The 20,582-nt window shown below is 70.3% G+C and carries 17 protein-coding genes; 3 read left to right on the forward strand and 14 right to left on the reverse strand.

The window, feature by feature from the left end:
* Nucleotides 1-29 precede the first annotated feature (29 nt).
* The 7 genes from KGR00_RS18425 to KGR00_RS18455 all read right to left on the reverse strand — a co-directional run bounded on the left by KGR00_RS18425 (nt 30) and on the right by KGR00_RS18455 (nt 11,002).
* Entirely contained in the window at nt 30-2,237 is a 2,208-nt protein-coding gene (locus KGR00_RS18425) for a GNAT family N-acetyltransferase (RefSeq protein WP_224418789.1), read from the reverse strand.
* 122 nt (nt 2,238-2,359) lie between these two features.
* On the reverse strand, nt 2,360-4,267 hold the full coding sequence (locus KGR00_RS18430) for an alkaline phosphatase PhoX (protein WP_224418788.1): 1,908 nt from the start codon (nt 4,265-4,267) through the stop codon (nt 2,360-2,362).
* 192 nt (nt 4,268-4,459) lie between these two features.
* Entirely contained in the window at nt 4,460-6,661 is a 2,202-nt protein-coding gene (locus tag KGR00_RS18435; RefSeq protein ID WP_224418787.1) for a xanthine dehydrogenase family protein molybdopterin-binding subunit, read from the reverse strand.
* Nucleotides 6,658-7,677: a xanthine dehydrogenase family protein subunit M gene (locus tag KGR00_RS18440; RefSeq protein WP_224418786.1), complete on the reverse strand. Its 1,020-nt coding sequence runs from the start codon at nt 7,675-7,677 to the stop codon at nt 6,658-6,660. Before KGR00_RS18440 ends, KGR00_RS18435 begins: the two co-directional genes overlap by 4 nt.
* Entirely contained in the window at nt 7,674-8,198 is a 525-nt protein-coding gene (locus KGR00_RS18445) for a (2Fe-2S)-binding protein (protein WP_224418785.1), read from the reverse strand. Before KGR00_RS18445 ends, KGR00_RS18440 begins: the two co-directional genes overlap by 4 nt.
* Before the next feature lie 111 nt (nt 8,199-8,309).
* Nucleotides 8,310-9,863: a DHA2 family efflux MFS transporter permease subunit gene (locus KGR00_RS18450; RefSeq protein WP_224418784.1), complete on the reverse strand. Its 1,554-nt coding sequence runs from the start codon at nt 9,861-9,863 to the stop codon at nt 8,310-8,312.
* Nucleotides 9,860-11,002, reverse strand: a complete 1,143-nt coding sequence (locus KGR00_RS18455) for an HlyD family secretion protein (protein WP_224418783.1) — start codon at nt 11,000-11,002, stop codon at nt 9,860-9,862. Before KGR00_RS18455 ends, KGR00_RS18450 begins: the two co-directional genes overlap by 4 nt.
* Nucleotides 11,003-11,121: 119 nt before the next feature.
* Here KGR00_RS18455 and KGR00_RS18460 point away from each other — a divergent pair, with 119 nt between their 5' ends.
* Complete coding sequence (locus KGR00_RS18460; protein ID WP_129140439.1) at nt 11,122-11,766, forward strand: TetR/AcrR family transcriptional regulator; 645 nt, start codon at nt 11,122-11,124, stop codon at nt 11,764-11,766.
* A gap of 4 nt (nt 11,767-11,770) precedes the next feature.
* Here the strand turns inward: KGR00_RS18460 and KGR00_RS18465 are convergent, their stop codons facing one another.
* The 5 genes from KGR00_RS18465 to KGR00_RS18485 all read right to left on the reverse strand — a co-directional run bounded on the left by KGR00_RS18465 (nt 11,771) and on the right by KGR00_RS18485 (nt 17,126).
* Nucleotides 11,771-12,346 carry a hypothetical protein gene (locus KGR00_RS18465; protein ID WP_129140440.1) on the reverse strand — a complete coding sequence of 192 codons (576 nt, stop codon included), beginning with the start codon at nt 12,344-12,346 and terminating at the stop codon, nt 11,771-11,773.
* Between the two features lie 15 nt (nt 12,347-12,361).
* Complete coding sequence (locus KGR00_RS18470; RefSeq protein WP_224418782.1) at nt 12,362-13,717, reverse strand: TRAP transporter large permease subunit; 1,356 nt, start codon at nt 13,715-13,717, stop codon at nt 12,362-12,364.
* A complete protein-coding gene (locus KGR00_RS18475) occupies nt 13,710-14,345 on the reverse strand; it encodes a TRAP transporter small permease subunit (RefSeq protein ID WP_224418781.1) in 636 nt (211 codons plus the stop codon). The genes KGR00_RS18470 and KGR00_RS18475 overlap by 8 nt, the downstream gene beginning before the upstream one ends.
* Nucleotides 14,345-15,448 (reverse strand): TRAP transporter substrate-binding protein DctP, encoded by a 1,104-nt coding sequence (locus tag KGR00_RS18480; RefSeq protein WP_224418780.1) that lies wholly within the window; start codon nt 15,446-15,448, stop codon nt 14,345-14,347. Before KGR00_RS18480 ends, KGR00_RS18475 begins: the two co-directional genes overlap by 1 nt.
* A 274-nt stretch (nt 15,449-15,722) precedes the next feature.
* Nucleotides 15,723-17,126: a sigma 54-interacting transcriptional regulator gene (locus tag KGR00_RS18485; RefSeq protein ID WP_224418779.1), complete on the reverse strand. Its 1,404-nt coding sequence runs from the start codon at nt 17,124-17,126 to the stop codon at nt 15,723-15,725.
* Between the two features lie 233 nt (nt 17,127-17,359).
* On the opposite strand from KGR00_RS18485, the gene KGR00_RS18490 reads away from it, so the two are divergent.
* Both KGR00_RS18490 and KGR00_RS18495 read left to right on the forward strand, forming a co-directional pair.
* Nucleotides 17,360-18,331 (forward strand): XdhC family protein, encoded by a 972-nt coding sequence (locus KGR00_RS18490; RefSeq protein WP_224418778.1) that lies wholly within the window; start codon nt 17,360-17,362, stop codon nt 18,329-18,331.
* Nucleotides 18,321-18,920 carry a nucleotidyltransferase family protein gene (locus tag KGR00_RS18495; protein WP_129140446.1) on the forward strand — a complete coding sequence of 200 codons (600 nt, stop codon included), beginning with the start codon at nt 18,321-18,323 and terminating at the stop codon, nt 18,918-18,920. The genes KGR00_RS18490 and KGR00_RS18495 overlap by 11 nt, the downstream gene beginning before the upstream one ends.
* Nucleotides 18,921-18,932: 12 nt before the next feature.
* Here the strand turns inward: KGR00_RS18495 and KGR00_RS18500 are convergent, their stop codons facing one another.
* Nucleotides 18,933-19,460 carry an ankyrin repeat domain-containing protein gene (locus KGR00_RS18500; RefSeq protein ID WP_224418777.1) on the reverse strand — a complete coding sequence of 176 codons (528 nt, stop codon included), beginning with the start codon at nt 19,458-19,460 and terminating at the stop codon, nt 18,933-18,935.
* A gap of 448 nt (nt 19,461-19,908) precedes the next feature.
* Nucleotides 19,909-20,547 carry a LysE family translocator gene (locus tag KGR00_RS18505; RefSeq protein WP_224418776.1) on the reverse strand — a complete coding sequence of 213 codons (639 nt, stop codon included), beginning with the start codon at nt 20,545-20,547 and terminating at the stop codon, nt 19,909-19,911.
* Nucleotides 20,548-20,582 lie beyond the last annotated feature (35 nt).

Genomic DNA, 20,582 nt, shown 5'->3' on the forward strand with positions numbered 1-20,582 from the left:
CGCTGTGCGCCTTCACCCCTTGACCTGCATCAACGTGGTTCACGATGCCGCGCCTCGAGCGCCTCGCTCAGGCGTGCCGCCAGCTCGCGCCGGTGCTGCAGCCGGGCCTTGCGCCCCGCCCCGCCCTCGTCTCCCGCCGGCGCGTCGCGGCCCAGAAAGAGCGGCGCCACCAGGTCGTCCCACGCCTTATCGCTCAGAGTTCGCGGCGACTGGTGACGCACGATTCGAAAGGCCCGCGCCAGCCACGGCCGCACCAGCGCCAGCTCGCCGCCCCCCGCGGCGAACCAGGCGGTGCGCTCGCGGGTCGCCGCGTCCAGCGCCGGCACCGGCGCCTCGTCGAGCAAGCGGGTGACCAGCCGGGGGGGCAGCGCGGCCAGCACCGTGCCCAGCAGGCTCGGCAGCAGGCGCTGGAAGTCGTCGCGCCACTCCGACAAACGCGCCTCGGCAGCGGCGTGAAGCGCACGCCCCATCATCAGCGCGTGTTCGCCGCTGGCGGCTTCGCGACTCAGTCCCAGGCGCAGACTGACGAAGCCCTGGGCGCGCCAGAAGGTGAGTAGCGTCGGCTCGGCACCGTAGCTGACACCCAGTTGATCGATACCGGCATCGTGCGCCCGCGCGGCCAGCGTCGCCACCAGCCGCGTGGCGATGCCGCGCCGCCGCGCGGCGGGATGCACGGCGATGCGCTGGATGCGCCACCAGCGCGCCTCGGCGGCCTCGCGCCAGCCGCCATGGGCGGCCAGCGACTGGGCGAGCAGATGCCCCCGCGGGCGACGCCGACCGAGCCTCACCGCCTCGGCCAGATCACGTGGGAAACCGCCCTCGGCCTGCGCCAGACAAACCCCCACGCAGTGCCCCGCGACGTCGGCGGTGAGCACATGCACGTCCGGCGCATCGAGCAGCTGGCGCAGGTCGCCCGGCGTGGTGCGGTAGTGAGCCTGGACCAGCAGGCCGAACAGTTCGGCGAGGCGGCGCTCGTCGCCGGCCAGGGCCGCGCGGTCGAGAGTGCGATAGCGCAACCCGTCGCCACGCGCGAGCGCCGCCGCCACGTCGGCGTCCGTGGCGGGCTCGGCGTCGAGCAGCAGCAGATTGCGGGTCAGCGCTTCGAGCGGATCATTCGGGGCCCAGCGCACCGGCGCGTCGAGCGAACAGGCGCGCCAGTCGGGGGTGTCGCGGTCGAGTCGCGCGCGAAAGCGCACCGCGAACCCCCGCCCGGTGCCCTCGTAGCCGTGCACGGTGGTGGCGAAGGCGAGCCGCGGAAACGCCGCCAGCCAGCGTCCGAGCAGCGGCGCGGGGATCGCCGCCGCCTCGTCGACGAACAGCGTGGGCGGCGAGCGCGGATCGACTCCGGGGCCGGCGAGCGCCGGCTCGACGGCGTCCGGCGCCAGAAAGCGCAGCACCGAGACACCGCGCGAGGTGTCGACCGAGAACGCCTGGCCCTCGCGCCGCCCCTCGGGCAGCAACGCGGCGAGGCGCGCGAAGACCGGTTCCACGGCGGCGGATCGCGGGGCGGTCAACCACAGCTCGCTCTCGCCGGCGGCCAGTCGCCGTGCCGCGGCGATGCCCAGCGCGGCACTCTTGCCGCGGCCGCGATCGGCGCTGATGACCAGCGGACGACGCCGGCGCAGGCGTTCGAGGCGTCTCACGGCCTGGGCCTGATCGGCCGTCAGGCAGTCGGCGTCCTCGACGGGAGACGGCGCGAAGGCCGGTGCCGCGGGCAGCGCGAGTGTCGGCAGGGCGGCGGCGGCCGGCCAGTGCAGGGTCAGCGGCGAGGCGGCGAGCTGCCGGGCGAGGCGGCCGAGCGTTCGTGCCGGCAGGCTCTCGCGGGCATGCGGCCAGGCGGCCAGGCGCGCGTAATCGGCATCGGGACAGGGAACGCCCTCGCGCCAGGCACGCGGGGTCAGCAGCACCAGCAGCCCGCCGGCGCGCACGGTGCCCGACACGGCGCCGAAGGCGTCGGGGTCGAAGCCGCCTGTTGCGGAGACGCCATCGATCACCACCAGATCGTGCTCGCCGCCCAGTCGGGTGCGTGCCTTGGCGGCGGGCAGCGCCGCGATGCCTGCATCCGGTGACGCGGGGCCCAGCCACAGAGGGTCCCGCCAATCGCCGGCACGCCACAGGGCCAGCCCCCGGGCGACGGCCTCGGCGGGCTCGCCGTCGACCCACAGCAGGGCACGGTGGCGACGCGCGACCAGGCAATGGCGTAGCGAAGCGAGAGACTCGGTCAGGGAAGCGTGCATGGCGCACAGGATGCGTCATGCGCGCCGCCGAGGCCAGCGCGGTCGAACGGCACAGGCCTCGGCGATGGGTGGCGGGCCGGGACGCCGTGGCGGCGGCCCGGTGAAGCGACTGAGGGTTCGACTCAGCTCAGCTTGGGCATGCCGGTGATATAGCCCACCGCGGCGCCGTAGCGGTCCTTGTAGTTGGCGCGCACGTAGGGATCGAGCGTCTCGCGGACCTTGTCGTGCAGCGGGCTTTCCCAGTCCCCGGGGTGCTGGAAGTTGCTCATGATGTAGGTCCAGCCATTGACCGAGTCGACGGCTTGCAGGCCGGTGGACTCGGCGCCCGCCGGGCACGACATGAGACGGGCCAGCTTGCCGCTGTCGACGTTGTAGGCCCACAGGAAGTTGTTGACGTGGTTGCCGCTGTCCTCGCCGATGAACAGCGTGCGCAGCTCCTCGGAGTACTTGATGTTGTCCGGGTTGGCGATGCGCTCGGCATGCGCCGTGTTGCCCAGCGCGTCGGGCTCGGCCAGGTCCTCGCCGACCAAGTTGGGCGGCACCGCCATGTGCACCGACACCCACTCGCTGTCGATGGGCTGGCCGTCGCTGTCCTGCTGGCCACCGCGCAGGGTGTGCGCGTAGACCGCGCCGGCGACCGGCCCCTCGACATGGATCTCGTTGCTGCCGTCGGTCATCGTCTTGTAGATGTAGGACATGGCCGAATAGGCCGTCTTGTCGGCGGCGTTGACGGTGGTGCCTTCCATCTTGGTGAAGCCCATCGACGCGCCCTTGAGCGCCGCGTAGCGATGGGTCTCGAGGAAGGCCGCGGCCTTCTCCATGCCCGGCTCGAGCTTGATCCAGTTGGTCTTGCCGCTGTAGGGGATGCGGGTGAAGCTGGCGTCCTGCGGGTCCTCGGTGCGGATGTCCATGATGTCCGCCGCCTGGATGCCGTCGTCGACCAGTTTCTGGATCTCGGCGCTGGTGGCGTGTCCCAGGCGGATCCAGCCGATGTCGCCGGCGCCGGGCCCCACCCCGGAGACCTGGCTCCACTTGCCCACGTACAGCGTGCCGGACGACAGGTCCCGCGGCTGGTCGGCGACGAACATGAACAGCCCGCCGTTGGTGGCGTCGTCGCCCATCAGCACGGTGCGCTCGTCGGGCATGACCTGAATCAGCTCGTGGGAAATGCGCCCGAGGTTGTAGTGCTTGACGACGCTGCCGCTGCCGTCCGGATGGACGGTGACTTCCGGCAGGTGGCCGTAATTGTAGGGCGTACCGCGCGTCTCGTCGCCGAACAGATGCTGGCAGAAGCTCTTGAATTCGGCGTCGTCGGCGACCGCGGCGTCCGGCTCGTACTCCTCGCTGGCCAGGTGCGTGCCCCAGGGCGACAGGCTGGCGCCGCAGGTGATCCACAGCCCGCCCACCGGCGAGGTGTCGACGTTGTGGTACTTGACCAGTGTCAGCTCGCCGGTTTCCGGGTTCTGATCCAGGGTCAGCACCGCGATCGGCGAGGGCAGCCGGCCGTACATCGACTCGTCGGCGCCGTTGCGGGTGGTGTACTCGAACTGCACGACGGCGAACACCGGATTGCCGTACACGCCATCGACCCGGGCATTCTCGACCGTCAGCAGGCTGGTGCCATCCGGGCAGTCGGAGAAGAACTGGCGATTGCCGGCCGAGGGATCCAGGATCGGCCGATTGTCGATGTCGTAGTAGCCGCCGGCGACCAGCGTGCCGCCCTGGCCGTCGGGCACCCGGTCGCCGGTGATGAAGAAGGGATGATAGGCCAGCTTGACCTGGCGACTGGTGCCGTCACTCATGTGCAACTGCATCGCCGAACCGATGGTGGTGGTCGCCATGGCGGCCGGGTTGCTCAGCGAGGGCGCCGGCATCGGCAGGAAGCTCACCGAGGCCAGGGTGACATCGCCGGCGGCGAGCGCGGAACCGCTGGTCGTCAAGCCGGCGAGCCCGCCGGCGAGCGGCAACAGCGGAGCCCCCGCCATGAAGCCGAGCAGGCGGCGGCGGTTGCTATCGACAGACTGGGTCATGGGATGGTCCTTGGTCATCAGGCGGATCGGGTCACGGTCGACCGGCGCCGACGGGGCGTCGCGCCGGGTCGCCAGGACCGGATGATCGCGCGCCAAGATGACGCGACGCTGACAATCATGTGTCCGTCACGACACTGCCCAGCGCGGCACGCTGGGCAGCGATCAGAAGGCACCACCCAAGACCCCGCCGGCCTACTCCACCAGCAGGTGTTCGAGGCGGATCGGCAGGTCGCGGAGGCGCTTGCCGGTGGCGTGATACACGGCGTTGGCGATCGCCGCGGCGATCCCGGTCAGGCCGATCTCGCCGACCCCGCGGGCCCCGAATTCGTTGAAGGCGAAGTCCGGGTGATCGAGCAGCTCGACGTCGATCTCCGGCATGTCGGCATGGGTGGGGATCAGATAGTCGGCGTAGTTGTTGTTGACCAGCCGCGCGTCGCGCGGATCGTAATCGAGGCCCTCGAGCAGCGCCATGCCGATGCCCATGACGATGCTGCCCTCGACCTGATTGCGCGCCGTGGCGGGATTGATGGCCCGGCCGATGTCGAAGTCGCTGACCACCCGCGAGACGCGCAGCCGCGAGATACCCGGGTCCCAGCGCACCTCGACGAAGTGCGCGCCGAACGAGCGGAAGCTGTAGCGGGTCTTCTCGTCGCCCGGCGCAGCCTGGCCGTCCCCGGTGACACTGGCCAGCCGGCGGCCCTCGAGTACCTCGGCGAAGCCCACCCGACGGCCGCCACCGTCGGTCAGCGTGCCCTGCTCGACGCCGAGGGATTCACCCGCGACACCGGCAAACGCCCCGCCATCGCCGGTGGCGACCTCCTTGAGGGCGTCGAGGGCCTGGCGGGTGGCCGCAGCCACCGCCGGCAGGGTGGTCGCCGTGGCCATCGAGCCGCCGGAGAGCGGCCCCGCCGGCAGGCTGGACTCGCCGAGGCGTACCTCGATGCGCGACAGCGGCACCCCGGTCAGTTCGGCGACGGTCTGGGCGACGACGGTGTAGGTACCGGTACCGATGTCCTGGGTGCCGCAGGCGGCGGTGACGTGGCCGTCGGCGTGCAGCTCGACCCTCGCGGCGCAGGGCTGACGGCCGGCGAACCAGGTACAGCTGGCCATGCCCCAGCCGAGGATCTCGTCGCCGTCCCGCATCGCGCCGATGCCCGGCTCGCGCCGCGACCAGCCGAAGCGGGCCGCGGCGTTGTCGTAGCAGGCATCGAGATGCTTGCTCGACCAGGGCAGATCCTTGCCGGGGTCGCGCTCGGCATGATTGCGCCGGCGCAGATCGAGCGGGTCGATGCCCAGCTCGCCGGCCAGCTCGTCCATCGCGCATTCCAGGGCGAACAGCCCCGACACCTCGCCGGGGCCGCGCATCGGGCAGGGCGTGCCGTGGTTGACGGTGACCAGCCGCTGGCCCACCGCGACGTTGTCGCAGGCATAGAGGCTGGGCGTGGCCGAGCCCACCGCATCGACATGGGTGTGCACGGGCGAGGTCTCGGTGGTGCTGTCGTGGCGGATCGCGGTGAGCCGCCCCGCCTCGTCGGCGGCCAGGCGCAGGCGCTGACGCGAGGCCGGGCGATTGCCGGTGGTGGCCATGTCCTGCTGGCGTGGCATCACCGTGCGCACCGGCCGCCCCACCTCGCGGGCCGCCGCCGCGGTGGCCACGGCATGGGGCCACATGAACAGCTTGTTGCCGAACCCGGAGCCGATGTAGTGCGAGACCACCTCGACGTCCTCCTCGGCGATGTCGAAGATCCGCGCCATCGCCTTGCGCTGGAAGAGCACCCCCTGGCTGGATTCGTGGACCCGCAACCGGCCGTCGCGCCACTCGGCGAGGGTGGTATGGACCTCCATCGGCACATGGCTCTCGGCGGCGATGGTGTAGGTCCGGTCGATGCGCACGGGAGACTGCTCCCAGGCTTCCCGGGGCTCGCCCCGGGAACGCGCCTGCCCCGCCTGCCACTCGCCGTCGCGGTCGGTGTGCAGCAGGCCGCCGATCGCCCCGGCTTCCTCGTGATACTCGGCGCGCACGGCGTGGGCCGCGGCGCGGGCCTGCTCGAAGGTCTCCGCGACCACCAGCGCCACGAGCTGGCCGTCGTAGTGGATGCGGGTGTCCTCGAACGGCAGGCGCACTTCGCTGACCACGTTCTGCTGCGCCATGCTGTTGGGCGACCGGGCCAGGGTCGGGAAATGGCCGTGGTGGAAGATATCGACCACCCCGGGCATCGCCCGGGCGGTTTCCAGGTCGAGCCCGGCAAGCGTGCCGTGGGCGATGCTCGCCGGCACCGGGTAGCCGATGAGCATGCCCGGCGCGCTGTGATCGACGGCGTAGTCGGCGCGGCCGGTGAGCTTGAACTCGCCGTCCACCCGCGGGGTGCGCTGGCCGATGGTCTGGGTCGTCATCCCTGATTCCCCCGTGTCGTGGTGGTCGTCCCGGCACGCGCGGTCGCGTCACGCAGGGCGCGCACGATCGCCTGGCGGGCCAGCGGGATCTTGAAGGCATTGTGCTCGCGGGGCACCGCGTCCTGCAGCGCCGCGTCGGCCGCCACCTCGAAGGAGCTCGCCACCGCCGGCTGGCCGTCGAGGGCCCGCTCGGCCTCCACCGCGCGCCACGGCTTGGTCGCCACGCCACCCAGGGCCAGACGCACGTCGCTGATCACCTCGCCCTCCAGAGCGACCACGGCGCCCGCCGAGGACAGGGCGAATTCGTAGGAGGCGCGATCGCGCAGCTTGAGATAGGCCGCCCCGCCGCCGACCAGCGGCGTGTCGAGGGTGACGTGGGTGATCAGCTCGCCGGGGGCGAGTTCATGCTCGATCTCGGGGTGCTCGGCGGGCAGGCGATGGAAGTCGCTGAAGGCGATCTCGCGCCGGCCCTCGGGCCCCTCGAGGGTCAGGGTCGCGCCCAGGGCGGCCAGCGCCACGCACATGTCCGAGGGGTGGGTGGCGATGCACTGCTCGCTGACGCCGAGCACCGCGTGCATGCGATTGATGCCGTGCAGGGCATCGCAGCCGCTGCCCGGCTCGCGACGGTTGCAGGCCGCCGCGGCATCGCGGTAGTAGGGGCATCGGGTACGCTGCATGACGTTGCCGGCGGTGGTCGCCATGTTGCGGATCTGGGTCGAGGCGCCGGCGAGAATCGCCTGGGCGAGCAGCGGGTAGTGTTCGCGGACCAGCGGGTGATGGGCGAGCTCGCTGTTGGTCACCGCCGCGCCGATGCGCAGCCGGCCGTCGTCGAGGCGTTCGACCTCGGCCAGCGGCAGCCGGCTGACGTCGATCAGTGCCGCGGGACGCATGACGTCGAGCTTGACCAGGTCGATCAGGGTGGTGCCACCGGCGATATAGGCACGTCGGTCGTCGCCGCCGTGGATGGCGATCGCCGCGCCGGAATCCGTGGCGGTATCGAAGGCGAAGGGTCTCATGCGTCCCCTCCCCGCCCGCTCGAGGCGGACTCGGCCTGACGGATCGCCGCGAGAATGTTCTTGTAGGCGCCGCAGCGGCAGAGATTGCCGCTCATCGCCTCGCGGATCTCGGCGTCGGAGTCGCCGATCCGCCCGTCGTCGAGCAGCGCCGCGGCGGACATCATCTGCCCCGAGGTGCAGAAGCCGCACTGGTAGGCATCCTGATCGAGGAAGGCCTGCTGCACGGGATGCAGGGCGCCGTCGCGGGCCAGGCCCTCGACGGTGGTGATCGCCCGGCCCTCGCACATCGCCGCCAGGCGCAGGCAGGAATTGATCGCCCGGCCATCGACATGCACGGTACAGGCGCCGCACTGGCCGTGATCGCAGCCCTTCTTGGTACCGGTCAGGCCGAGCCGATCGCGCAGGGCGTCGAGCAGTACCACGTTGGGCGCCAGGGTGAGTCGGTGGGTCTCGCCGTTGACGGTGAGCGTCACCGTCAGCGCGTCCGCATCCTGCGGGGACGCGTCGGAATGGTCCATCATGCCGGTCCTCATCGAAGCGGGTCGGGGCCCGGGCGGCGTTGTCAGGACGCCGCCAGGGTCCCATTAACCCTAGGTAAGGAATCCGAGGAGGACAAACGCGACGCTAGCGCGTCACGCCTCGATCTTTCTCAGCAGGAACACCAACGGCACGCTGGCCAGGTAGATCAATCCCAGCCACAGGAAGATGTCGTTGAAGGCCATCACCATCGCCTGCTGCGAGACCCGCTGGGCGATCATGCCCACCGCGGCGTGATAGGCATCCGGCACCGAGCCGGCGAGCATCGCCTGATACTTGGCGATTTCCGCGACGACCACCTCGCGGCCGGTGTCGATCGCCGGAATCAGCGCGTTCCAGTGGAAGTCCTCGCGGATGTCGCGCACCGTGTCGAGCAGCGCCAGACCCACCGCGCCCCCCAGGTTGCGCATCACGTTGAACAGCCCGCTGGCGTTGCCCACCTCGGCGGGCGGCAGGGTGCCCAGCGCGATCCGCGAGGCGGGAATGATGCACAGGATCAGCCCCATGCCGCGGATCACCTGGGGCAAGCAGAACTGCCAGAAGCCCGACTCCACGGTCAGATCGGCGTTCATCATGGTGCCGATGCCCACCAGCAGCAGACCGGCGAGCAGCAGCACGCGCAGGTCGAGCCGGTTGGAGAGCTGGCCGACCACCGGCGCGCAGCAGAACATCGTCAGCCCGGTGACGAACATCACCTCGCCGATCTGCAGGCTCGAGTAGTGACGCACGTAGCCGAAGAACAGCGGCATGATGTAGACCAGCCCGTAGAGCGCGATGCCGATGATGAACCCCAGCCCGGCGCCGAGCGCGAAGTTGCGGTTGGCGAAGGCATGCAGATCGACGATCGGATGGTCGTGGCGCAAGGTGCGGGTGAAGAACCACACCCCGGCGAGGACACAGACGACCGTCGTGATCAGGATCCGGTCGCTGGCGAACCAGTCGTCGCCGGGGCCCTCCTCGAGGACGAACTCCAGCGAGCCCAGGAATACCGCGATCAACACCAGGCCGATCACGTCGAGCCGCCGGGCCACGGCATGATCGGCCTCGTCGATGTCGAGGAAGGTCCAGGCCGCCCAGCACACCAGCACCCCGGGGACCACATTGGCCAGGAACAGCCAGTGCCAGCTCATCAGTTCGGTGATGTAGCCACCCACCGTCGGCCCCACCGACGGCGCCATGGTCACCACCATGCCGATCACCGCCTGCACGCTGCCCATCACCCGCCGCGGGAAGATCGAGAAGCTCACCGCCTGGGTGATGGGGATCATCGCCCCGCCGGCGAACCCCTGGATGGCGCGCAGGATCACCAGTTGCTCGATCGAGGTGGTCAGCGCACAGCCCAGGCTGGCCAGGGTGAAGCCGGCGCAGGACAGGGTGAACGCCACCCGCGTCGACAGGATCCGCGTCAGCATGCCCGACAGCGGGATCATCACGATCTCGGCGATCAGGTAGGCGGTCTGTACCCAGGAGATCTCGTCCTCGCTGGCCGACAGCCCCGACTGGATCTCGTTGAGCGAGCTGGCGACGATCTGGATGTCGAGGATCGCCATGAACATGCCGAACACCGCGGCGATGAAGCCGATACGCTGCGGCCAGGGCGGCATGTCGCTGACGCCCTGGCGGGCGCTGCCGACAGCGGCTTCGCTCACGAACCGCTCCTGGCGGCCGGCGACTCGGCGGCCGGCGATCCGGCGGCCGGCGACCCGGTGGCCGGCGTCCCGGCAGACGCGGCCAGTTCACCGCCGTCGTCCGGGTCCAGCTCGCGGGTATCGACCTCGGGGACCACCGACAGCCCCGAGCGCAGCCGGCCCAGGGCATCGTCGGGGCCGGTGACGCGAATCTTCACCGGCACCCGCTGGACGATCTTGTTGAAGTTGCCGGTGGCGTTGTCCTGCGGCAGCAGGCTGAACTCGGTGCCGGTGGCCGGCGACAGGCTGTCGATCACGCCGGTGAAGGTGATGTCCGGATAGGCGTCGACGTGGATCTCCACCGGCTGGCCGACGCGCATCCGCGCGAGCTGGGTCTCCTTGTAGTTGGCGACCACGTAGGCGGATTCGATGGGCACCAGTTGCAGCAGCGTCAGCGAGGGCTGGGCGAGCGTGCCCGCCTCGGCGGTGAGATTGCCGACCACGCCGTCGCGCGGGGCGACGATACGCGTCTTCTCCAGCTGATGGCGGGCCCGGGCCAGATCGGCCTCGGCGGCGTCGCGATTGGCCCGGGCACTGTCGACGTCGGATTCGGCGACCGCCAGTTGGCGCCTGGCCGAGATCACCGAGGCTTCGCGCGCGGCGAGCGTCGCCCGGGCGACACGCAGGGCCGCCTGGTCGTCCTCGCGCTGCTGACGCGAGGCGTAGTTGCGCGAGGCCAGCTTCGACGAGCGTTCCAGATGCTGCCGGGCCTGGTCGACATCGGCCTGGGCGGCCTCGACCTGGGCCCTGGCCTCGTCGATCGCCGCCTGCTGGAGCGCCACCCGGCGCGTCGCCTGGGCGATCGAGGCCGTCGCCACGGCGAGCTGCGCCTGCGCCTGGCTGACCTGGTCGCGATAGCTGTCGTCGTCGAGGCGCACCAGCAAGGCACCGCGTGCGACCGACTGGTTGTCGTCGACCGCCACCTCGGCGACGCGCGCCGAGAGCTCGGCGCGGATGGCCACGCTGTCGGTGTGCACGTAGGCGTTGTCGGTCTCCTCGAGGAAGCGGCCGGTCCGCCACCAGTGCCAACCCCACCAGGCCAGCGCCGCCAGGGCCACGACCGCGACCAGGGCGACCACGACCTTGCCCGCCTGTTTCATGTTGCCTCCTCGATTCGCTGCGCACCCGGACGCCATTGCCGGATGACGGACGCTATAGTGTAATGAATGCTACACTACATCGCCACGCCGAACGACATCGCCCACCGAGGAGTCAGCGCATGCCCCCTTGCGACCGTGACACGCGCTCATCCCCGCAGACCAACGCCCGCGGCCTGGCACGCCGGGAACGCTTGCTCGACGCCGCCCGCGACGTGTTTCTCGAACAGGGCTACGCCGGCGCCAGCGTCAACGAGATCGTCGCCCGCGCCGGCGGCTCGCTGGCCACGCTGTACAAGCAGTTCGGCAACAAGGAGGGGCTGTTCATGGCCGCTCTGGAGCGGCATATCGCCACCGCCTGGGTGGTGCTCGAGGAGGGGCGTCGCGAGGCGACGGTCCCCGAGCAGGTCCTCTATGACCTGGGGCGGCGGATGCTCGAGCTGAGCCTCGACCCGGGGGTCATGCGACTCAAGCGGGGGCTGGCCTTCGAGGCCGAGCGAGTCCCCGAACTCGGCGAGATGTTCCTGAGTCGCGGGCCCGACCGCATCCGCCGGGAACTCGCCACCTACCTCGCCGAGCAGGTCGCCCGGGGCCGGCTAGTCATCGACGACCCCCGCGAGGCGGCCGGCATGTTCATGGGCATGCTGCTCGGCGAATGGCATATCGATGCGCTGCTCGGGCGACGTATCTCGACCACCACCGAGGCGTGTAACGCGCGAGCCCGCCACTGCACGACGGTGTTCCTGAGAGGCTTGGTGCCGCGCTGAGATGCTAGGCTGACAGGGTCAACACTTGGCCATTGAGCGCCCGCCCACCACCTCCGCCGAGAAAGCGGGCGCAGTCCGCCACCGCCACACTCGAGGCCCCCTGCGGGCAGAGCAGGTTGATGCGGGTCCCCGGGCCACTGGCCTCGGCCAACCGCCGCACCAGCGCCGCCAGGGCCTCGCGGACCATGCTCGCCGCCTGACTGTCGCCCTCGGGCGCCACCGCCACCAGGCGGCCCCCGCCGCGGCTGTGCATCCAGGCGCGGGCCACCTGCAGAAGACTCGACGGTCCGGCGACCTGCTCGCTCAGGCGCCGCTCCAGGGGCACGCTGCGCGCCAGCGGTCGGGGCGCGCAGACCAGCACGTCGAGCCGCGCCAGGCGTCCCAGCAGCGCATCCAGCGCGCCCTCCCCCGCGACCCGCCCGAAACGATCCTCGCGCTCGCCGCCCAGTCCGTCGAGCACCCGCTCGAGGCTCTGTGCATCGGGCGTGAGCAGCGCCACCGTCGCGCCCTCCTCGAGGAAGGCCCGGGCGAGCGCCTCGAGCAGCTCGCCGCCGCCGGCGATCAGGACCCGTTTACGCACAGCGATCCCCTCCTCTCACAGGAGGCCCGGCAGCCACAACACCAGCGCCGGAAACACCAGGCACAGGATCAGCCCGGTGAGCTGCAGCAGCACGAAGGGGATGATCGAGCGGTAGATGGTGCCGATGCCGATCTGCCCCTCGGTGATGCCCTTGAGGTAGAACAGCGCATAGCCGAACGGCGGGGTCAGGAAGCTGGTCTGCAGATTGATCGCCACCAGGATCGCGAACCAGATCAGCAGCGCCTGGCCCGACAGGCCGTAGCCGAAGTCGAGCGCCTCGATCACCGGGGCGACCAGCGGCAGCACCACGAAGCTGATCTCGATCCACTCGAGGAAGAAGCCGAGCACGAAGATCAGCCCCATGATCAGCAGCATCAGCCCGTAGGGGCCGAGCCCGGTGCCGGTGATCAGCGACTCGATCATGTAGTCGCCGCCCAGGCGCTTGAAGACCACCGAGAAGCAGGTCGCGCCGATCACCACGAACAGGATCATCGCCGAGGTCCGCGAGGTCTCGCGCACCGCCTCGCGCAGGGTCGCCCAGTCCAGGCTGCGCATGACCAGCGCCAGCAGCAGGCTGCCCGCGGCGCCGATCGCCGCCGCCTCGGTGGGCGTGGCGATGCCGGCCATGATCGAGCCGAGCACGGCGACGATCAGCGCCACCGGCCCCAGCAGGTCGCGCAGCAGCGCCAGCGGCAACGGGGTGGTGTCGGCGTCCGCCGCGTCGCGGTCGGCGAGCGGCGCCCAGTCCGGCTTGAGCCGCGCGGTGATCAGCAGGTAGGCGACGTAGAGCGCGCCCAGCAGCAGCCCCGGCAGCAGCGCGGCCTTGAACAGCGCGCCCACCGAGACCTGCAGGATCGAGCCCATCAGCACCAGCATGATCGACGGCGGGATCAGGATCCCCAGGGTGCCCGAGGCGGCGATCACCCCGCAGGCCATCTCGGCGCGGTAGCCCTGCTTGAGCATCACCGGCAGCGCCAGGAGGCCCAGCATCACCACCGAGGCGCCGATGATGCCGGTGCTCGCCGCCATCACCACGCCGAGCAGTGCCACCGAGACGGCCAGCCCGCCATGGGTGCGACCGAACAGCCGCTGCAGGGTCAGCAGCAACCGACGGGCGACCCCCGAACGCTCGAGCATCAGCCCCATGAACACGAACAGCGGGATGGCGATCATCAGCCAGTTCTCGATCACCCCGCCGAAGATGCGCGAGCCCACGGTGCCCAGGAACGGCAGCGGGATGCCGCCGATGAAGGCGAAGGCGATGCCCAGCCCGCCGAGCAGGAAGGCCACCGGATAGCCGGTGAAGATGCCCGCGAGCAGGGTGACGATCATCGTCAGGGCCAGGGCGTATTCCGCCAGGAACTCAGCCATGGATCTCCTCCCGGGTATCGTGGGCGGGCGTCAGGTGACGCGGATCGAACAGACCGGCGAGGTTGTGCAGCACCTGACCCAGCGCGCCCAGTGCCAGGAACACCAGGCCGATCGGCAGCATCGCCTTGATCAGGTAGCGGTCGGTGAGCCCGCCGTAATTGGAGTGCTCGCCGGAGAGATACGACATCATCACGAAGTGCTTGGAGAGCCAGGCCACCAGCAGGCAGAACGGAATCAGAAAGACCAGGTGGCCGAGGATGTCGATCACCGCCCGGCCACGCGGCGAGAGCTTCTGATAGACCAGATCGACGCGCACGTGGCTGTCGTGATGTAGTGCATAGGTGCCGCCGAGCAGGGTGAGAATCCCGAACAGGTGCCACTGCAGCTCGGTAATGCTGTTGATGGTCAGGGCCTTGCCGAACAGCACCACCGGGGCCTGCCATTCGGCGATCTCGTTGATGCCCAGGGCGTTGAGCGTCACGGTGGTGAGCACGGCCAGCGTCACCAGCAGCACCAGCCAGCTGGAGACGCGACCTACCCACAGCCCGAGCCCGACCAGCGGTCGGGCCAGGGCTTCGCACACCGCGCCGCCTCGACTGCGCCAGGGCGCAAGGTCGGCGTGCGGCATCAGGCGCCTCCTTCGGACCCGGCGTCGTTATCGCGGATCGGCTGCGGGTCGGGCAGCGCCTGCAGCTCGTACCACTCGTCGATCAGCTTGACGTGCTGCATCAGCGACTTGTAGGCCTCGGCGAAGGCCGGATTCTGGTCCATCTCCTCCTGGCGCACCTCGACCCAGGCATCCTGCAGCGCCTTGATCACCGAGTCGGGGAAGCGCTTGACCTGCACGCCCTTCTCCTCGAGCTTGTGGATGGTACGTACCTGCTCCGGTGGCGCCTCGGCCATCGCCCACTGCAGGGTGGCGCGGCAGGCGGTCTCGAACTGCGCCTTGCGCTCGTCGCTGTACTCGTCCCAGACCTGCTGATTGACCAGCAGCGAGAACCAGCTCGCGCTCTGGTGCCAGCCCGGGAAGTAGTAATACTTGGCGACCTCGTCGAAGCCCATCGCCGCATCGACCTGCGGCACCGAGAATTCGGTGGCGTCGACGCGCCCGCGCTCCAGCGCCAGGTAGATCTCGTTGCCCGGCACCAGCTGGGTCGAGGCGCCGAGCTTGTTGAGCACCTTGGCGCCCAGCCCCGAGATGCGCATCGACAGGCCCTTGAAGTCCTCCGGCGAATTGATCTCCTTGTTGTACCAGCCGCCGGTCTCCTGGGGCGAGATGAAGCACGGCAGCACCTTCACGCCGTAGGGGTCGTAGGCCTTCTGCAGCAGCTCGGTGCCCTCGCCGGCCCACATCCACGACATGAAGGCTTCCGGCGAGGGCCCGAACGGCAGCGCGCCGTAGAGGTTGGTGATCGGCACGGTGCCGGCCCAGTAGCCGATCCAGTCCCAGCCGGCCTGCACGGCGCCCGACGACACCGAGTTGAAGACCTCGAACGGCGGCACCAGATCGCCCGGCTCGTGGACGCGCAGCGACACCGCGCCGCCGGTGGCGGTCTCGAGTTCCTGGGAAAGGTGTTTGGCGCCGGCGCCGAGGAAGTTCTGGGTCGAGAAGGTGCTGGCCACGTCGAGCTGCTTGGGCCCCTCGGCATGCGCGGGGACGGTGACCGCGGCGGCGACCGCCAGGCCGACCGCCGACGCCAGCAGCGAACGGGGGGTGACGGAACTTGGCATGGTGCGTTCTCCTTGAGCGTTGTTGTTGTCCCCCATCCGGGGGTTCGAAGGAGACCAGCAAGGAGGCTGCCAGGACACCGAAAACCCCTTTGTTTTCAGAGCCCTGTGGGCAAAGAAAACGCAGCGACGGCGGAACGGGCGGCGGGGCGAGGCCAGGGATGGCCCGAAACGTCCGGAAAATCGGACGCTCAGGCGGCGAGAAACGCCGGGAAGGGCGCGGGGCGCACGAACCAGAGCGTCCGGCATTTCGGACGCCGTCCGCCCATGCGGACGCTCAGGCGGACTGGCGGTCGCTGACCAGCCCGTGACGGGCGAGCTTTTCGTAGAACGACGATTTGGCGATCCCCAGCCGGCGCGCGGCGCGGGTGCGATTGCCGCCGCACTCGCGCAGCGCCCGCTCCAGCGCCTCGCACTCGGCGCTGGCCAGCGCCGCCTTGAGCGACAGGTCGTACGGCGCCGGGGCGGCGACACCGCCTCGCAGGGCCTCGGGCAGGTCGTCGACACCGAGGCGTGATCCGCCCAGGTAGAAGGCCGCCTCGAGCACGTTCTCCAGCTCGCGAACGTTGCCCGGCCAGGCATGCCGACACAGGCAGGCCAGCGCCGCCTCGCCGAGCACCGGACAGCGCCGGCCGCGACGTTCGGCGAGCCGGGCCAGCAGGTGCCGGGCCAGCACCGGGATGTCCTCGCGACGTTCGCGCAGCGGCGGGATCGTCAGCGGCACCACGTTGATGCGATAGAACAGGTCCTCGCGGAACTCGCCGCGCGCGACCAGGCTCTCCAGCGGCCGATGGGTGGCGGCGATCACCCGCACGTCGACCGGCACCAGCCGGGTCGCGCCCACCGCCTCGACTTCGCGATCCTGCAGCACGCGCAGCAGCTTGACCTGCATCGCCGGCGGCATGTCGCCGATCTCGTCGAGGAACAGCGTGCCGCCGTGGGCGAGCTGGAACTTGCCCGGCTTGCCGCCCTTGCGCGCCCCGGTGAAGGCGCCATCCTCGTAGCCGAACAGCTCGGCCTCCAGCAACTGCTCGGGAATCGCCGCACAGTTGAGCTTGATGAAGGGCCCGCCGGCGCGCTCGGACAGCCGGTGCAGGGCGTGGGCGTAGAGCTCCTTGCCGGTGCCCGACTCGCCGCGGATCAGCACCGAGGCATCGCCCGGCGCGATCTTGCGCACCTTGGCATTGAGTCCGCGCATCGCCTCGCTCTCGCCGACCACGTCGGTGAGCTGCCAGCGCGCGCCGGCGCGGGCATCGAGCGCCTGCCGATAGTAGTCGACCTCGGCTTCGAGAGCCTGAACCTGGGCGTTCATCTGCCGCCACTCCCAGGTGTCGTGATAGATCACCGTGCCGATCGCGCCGACGACCCGGCCGCCGCTGCGGATTGGGTAGCGGTGGGCGATCATGTGATGGCCGCGCACCAGTTGCAGTTGGGCGAGTTCGGCCTTGCCCGATGCCAGCACCTCGGGCATGCGGGTATTCTCGATCACCTCAGCGACCGGGCGGCCCAGGGCGGCGACCGGATCGACCTCGAGGAAATCGGCGTAGGGAGCGTTGAGGTAGGTGATGCGCCCCTCGGCGTCGACCACCACCACCCATTCGGTCATCGCGTCGAGGCCACGCAGCAGCAGCGTCGCGTCCCATTGGGTCGGCTGGATGTCGGCGAGCGATTCATTGGCCATGTCAGCCCCGGCGTCGGTATCGTGGGTGTGGCTTCAGCGTCGCCACTGCCGCCGGGCGTGGCAAGACGACCTTGGGTGAAGCCGCCACGGCGATGTCGCACAATCGCACAATTCAGTGGCGGGACACGTCCGACCGGCCCATAGTGGAAGAGCCCGCCCCGCCTGTCGTGGGAGACACCCGGGCGCCGCCACCCTACGCTGGAAGCACCACCACCCGACGATCACCATTCCCTATGCATGACATGGACTACCGCGTGCTGCATCAGGCACGCGACTGGGCCGGGGACGGCCACACGATCTGGCTGTGCACGGTCATCTCGACCTATGGTTCCTCGCCCAGGCCCCCGGGCGCGCTGCTCGTCGCCCGGGGCGACGGCACCCATCTCGGCTCGCTGTCCGGCGGCTGCGTCGAGGAGGCCTTTCTCGACCAGCTCGCCGCCGGCGAGTTTTCCGCCCCCGCCGCCGTGCAGCGCTATGGCGAGACCCCCGCGGCCAGCGGGCGTCTCGCCCTGCCCTGCGGCGGTGTCCTCGAGGTGCTCGTCGAGCGCCGACCGGCCACGCCGGACTGGCTCGACCACCTGGCGGCCCTGTGTGATGCACTGGCCGGTCAGCGCCGTCGGGTACGCCGGGTCTCGCTCGGCGACGGCGGCTTCGCCGACAGCCCCCTCGAGGTCGACGGCCCGGCGGTCGAGCATCGCGACGACGCGGTGACGATGCGCATCGGCCCGGTGGTGCGCCTGATCGTCGCCGGCATCTCGCCGGTCGCCGAGGCCTGCGCCCGTTTCGCCCGCGAACTCGGCCACGAGGTGGTCGTCTGCGACCCGCGCGAGGCGGCCTGCCGGACGTTCGCCGTCGAGGGCGTGCGCGTGGAGCCGGTGCTGCCCGCCTCGTTCATCGCCACGGGCGGCTGCCATGGCGCCACCGCGGTGGTGGCGCTGACCCACGACCCACGCCTCGATGACCTGACCATGCTCGAGGCGGTGCGCACTGCGGCCTTCTATGTCGGCGTGATGGGCTCGCGACGGACCTCGGACGCGCGCGCCACCCGGCTGATGCGGTCGGGTGGGCTGGGGCCGGAGGAGCTCGCCCGCATTCACATGCCGATCGGCCTCGACCTGGGCAGTCGCACGCCGGCCGAGATAGGTCTGGCGGTGGTGGCCGATATCCTGCGGGTCTATCACGGACGCGACCGCCATGCCCTCTGAACCCAACGCCGCAAGCCGCGCCGTCGCCGCGCTGGTCCTGGCGGCCGGCCAGTCGCGCCGTTTCGGCAGCGACAAGCGCGTCGCCCCGCTGCCCGGTCGCGGCACGCTGCTCGCCGCCACCCTGGCGACGCTTCGCCCGTACTTTCCGGAGCTCCGCGTGGTCATCGGCCCCGACGACGACCCCGCCAGCCTGGGCGTCCCCGCTGACGTCATTACCCTGGTCAACCCCGAGGCACCACGCGGCATGGGCAACACACTGGCGGTGGGCATGCAGGCGATGCAGCGCGACAGTCGCGCGCAGGCGGTGGCCGTGATGCTGGGCGACATGCCGTGGGTGCGCGCGGCCACCTTCGAGGCGCTGATCGGCGAGGCCCGTGCGGATCGTATCGTGCGACCGACCTTCCAGGGCGTGGGGGGCCACCCGGTGGTGTTCGGGCGGCATTTCTGGCCGGCACTGAGCCGGCTCGACGGCGACGACGGGGCCCGCCGACTGCTGCGCGAGCATCCGCAAGCGTGTATCGAGGTGCCCGTGGGCGACGCCGGGATTCTCAAGGACCTCGACGAGCCCGACGCCCTTGCCCCGAGTTGAGCCCGGTCCGGGTCAGGCGCCGAGCGCGGCCAGTCGCTCGCGGGTGGTCTCGGCGCCCATCGCCGCAGCCAGTTCGAGGGCGGTCATGCCGTGGCTCTCGCGGGCCCGCGGATCGGCGCCCCGCGCGAGCAGGAAGTCGACGATCTCGCCGTTGTCGAACATCGCCGCGAACATCAAGGCGGTCTTGCCGTCGGGCGTGGTGCCGTCGACGGCGGCACCGTGTTCGAGGAGTAGCCGAACCATCGGCAGATTGCCCTTGAAGGCCGCGCCGGCCAGCGGATTCTGGCCCCTGTCGTTGTAGAGCTCCGGGTCGGCGCCGTGTTCGAGCAGGACCCGCGTGGTCTCGACATGGCCGTGGTAACTGGCCAGCATCAACAGGCTGTCGCCGTTGTGATTGCGCATGTTGGGCGGCAGCCCCTGGGCCAGCCAGTGGCGGAAGTTCTCGGCCTCGCCCTCACGTGCCGCGTTGAAGATCTGCGTGGCCAGGCGGATCGTCTCCTCGTCCGGGCCGTCTTGCGGTGACTGCGATTCATTCGCCATGCGCTGTTCTCCTTCACCAGTGACATTCGCTACCAGCATAAGCCCTCCACCACCCGACGTATGCCTATGCCCCCGATCGATGGGGTCAATCACTGGCCGGCCACGGTTCCTTGGCCTGATGACGAGTCGCCGCGTTGGCCCGCAAGGCTGCGACCGGAGCCCGCCCGCCCCCATGCCAGAAAGCGGTTGCCCGCCATAAAAAAACTCCCGACCCCATGGGGGGCCGGGAGCTGTTTCCCTGCGTCACCTGTTTTTCTGGGTCGTTGACACTCGACGAATCGGGACCAGCGCGTGTGTCGGTTACGATGCGTGACGGGGACTTTGCCCGTCCATGCCTTGCGTCGAGTGGTCGGCTGTGACGACACGCCCATGATGCGTCGCGGCTCGTCGCCCCGCAATGGCCGGAGAATGAGTTGTGACAATCTGTGACATTCTCCCCTCGTCGGCCTCAATCCCGTCCGCTCAATGCCAGTCGCGTGCCGAGGCCGATGAGTGTCACCCCCAGGCCGCGTTCCAGCCAGGCCCCCAGACGCGGACTGCGCCGCAGCGCGCCGGACAGCCAGGCCCCGAGATGCACCAGTGGCGGCTCGACCAGCCCGGCGACGACGATGATCAGGCAGCCGTGCAGGAACAACTGCGCCGGGGCGGGTCCCGCGCCGGGCACCACGAACTGCGGCAGGAAGGCCAGGAAGAAGATCGCCACCTTGGGATTGAGCACGGCGACCAGCACGCCCTGGCGGAAGACCGCCCGATGCCCGGCCGGACGGATCCCGCTCTCGAACTGCCAGGCGCTGCCGGCACTGCGTAGCGCCTGGATGCCCAGCCAGATCAGGTAGGCGGCGCCGACCCACTTGACCAGCGAGAAGGCCAGCGCGGAGGTGGCAAGGATCGCCGACAGGCCCAGCGCCGCCATCAGCACGTGCACTCCGGTCCCGCACCAGCCCCCTAGCATCGCCGTGTAACCACAGCGGCGGCCGCCACGCGCCGTCTGACCGAGAATGAACGCCATGTCCGGTCCCGGCGACAGGTTGAGCAGCACCGCCGCAATGAAGAAGGTCAGCCAGTGGGCCAGTGAATAATCGAACATGCTTGTCTCCCGTGGCATCGCCATGACACCGGCGA

It is taken from the genome of Modicisalibacter sp. MOD 31.J, assembly GCF_020147985.1.
Taxonomy (GTDB): Bacteria; Pseudomonadota; Gammaproteobacteria; order Pseudomonadales; family Halomonadaceae; genus Modicisalibacter; species Modicisalibacter coralii.

Excerpts from the sequence above, each read along its gene's own strand:
- KGR00_RS18435 (WP_224418787.1), bottom strand. The coding sequence starts at position 6,661 with ATGACGACCCAGACCATCGGCCAGCGCACCCCGCGGGTGGACGGCGAG.
- KGR00_RS18440 (WP_224418786.1), bottom strand. The coding sequence starts at position 7,677 with ATGAGACCCTTCGCCTTCGATACCGCCACGGATTCCGGCGCGGCGATC.
- KGR00_RS18500 (WP_224418777.1), bottom strand. The coding sequence starts at position 19,460 with ATGGCGAATGAATCGCAGTCACCGCAAGACGGCCCGGACGAGGAGACG.
- KGR00_RS18470 (WP_224418782.1), bottom strand. The coding sequence starts at position 13,717 with ATGGCTGAGTTCCTGGCGGAATACGCCCTGGCCCTGACGATGATCGTC.
- KGR00_RS18480 (WP_224418780.1), bottom strand. The coding sequence starts at position 15,448 with ATGCCAAGTTCCGTCACCCCCCGTTCGCTGCTGGCGTCGGCGGTCGGC.
- KGR00_RS18460 (WP_129140439.1), top strand. The coding sequence starts at position 11,122 with ATGCCCCCTTGCGACCGTGACACGCGCTCATCCCCGCAGACCAACGCC.
- KGR00_RS18430 (WP_224418788.1), bottom strand. The coding sequence starts at position 4,267 with ATGACCCAGTCTGTCGATAGCAACCGCCGCCGCCTGCTCGGCTTCATG.
- KGR00_RS18475 (WP_224418781.1), bottom strand. The coding sequence starts at position 14,345 with ATGCCGCACGCCGACCTTGCGCCCTGGCGCAGTCGAGGCGGCGCGGTG.
- KGR00_RS18485 (WP_224418779.1), bottom strand. The coding sequence starts at position 17,126 with ATGGCCAATGAATCGCTCGCCGACATCCAGCCGACCCAATGGGACGCG.
- KGR00_RS18455 (WP_224418783.1), bottom strand. The coding sequence starts at position 11,002 with ATGAAACAGGCGGGCAAGGTCGTGGTCGCCCTGGTCGCGGTCGTGGCC.
- KGR00_RS18495 (WP_129140446.1), top strand. The coding sequence starts at position 18,321 with ATGCCCTCTGAACCCAACGCCGCAAGCCGCGCCGTCGCCGCGCTGGTC.
- KGR00_RS18425 (WP_224418789.1), bottom strand. The coding sequence starts at position 2,237 with ATGCACGCTTCCCTGACCGAGTCTCTCGCTTCGCTACGCCATTGCCTG.
- KGR00_RS18490 (WP_224418778.1), top strand. The coding sequence starts at position 17,360 with ATGCATGACATGGACTACCGCGTGCTGCATCAGGCACGCGACTGGGCC.
- KGR00_RS18505 (WP_224418776.1), bottom strand. The coding sequence starts at position 20,547 with ATGTTCGATTATTCACTGGCCCACTGGCTGACCTTCTTCATTGCGGCG.
- KGR00_RS18445 (WP_224418785.1), bottom strand. The coding sequence starts at position 8,198 with ATGATGGACCATTCCGACGCGTCCCCGCAGGATGCGGACGCGCTGACG.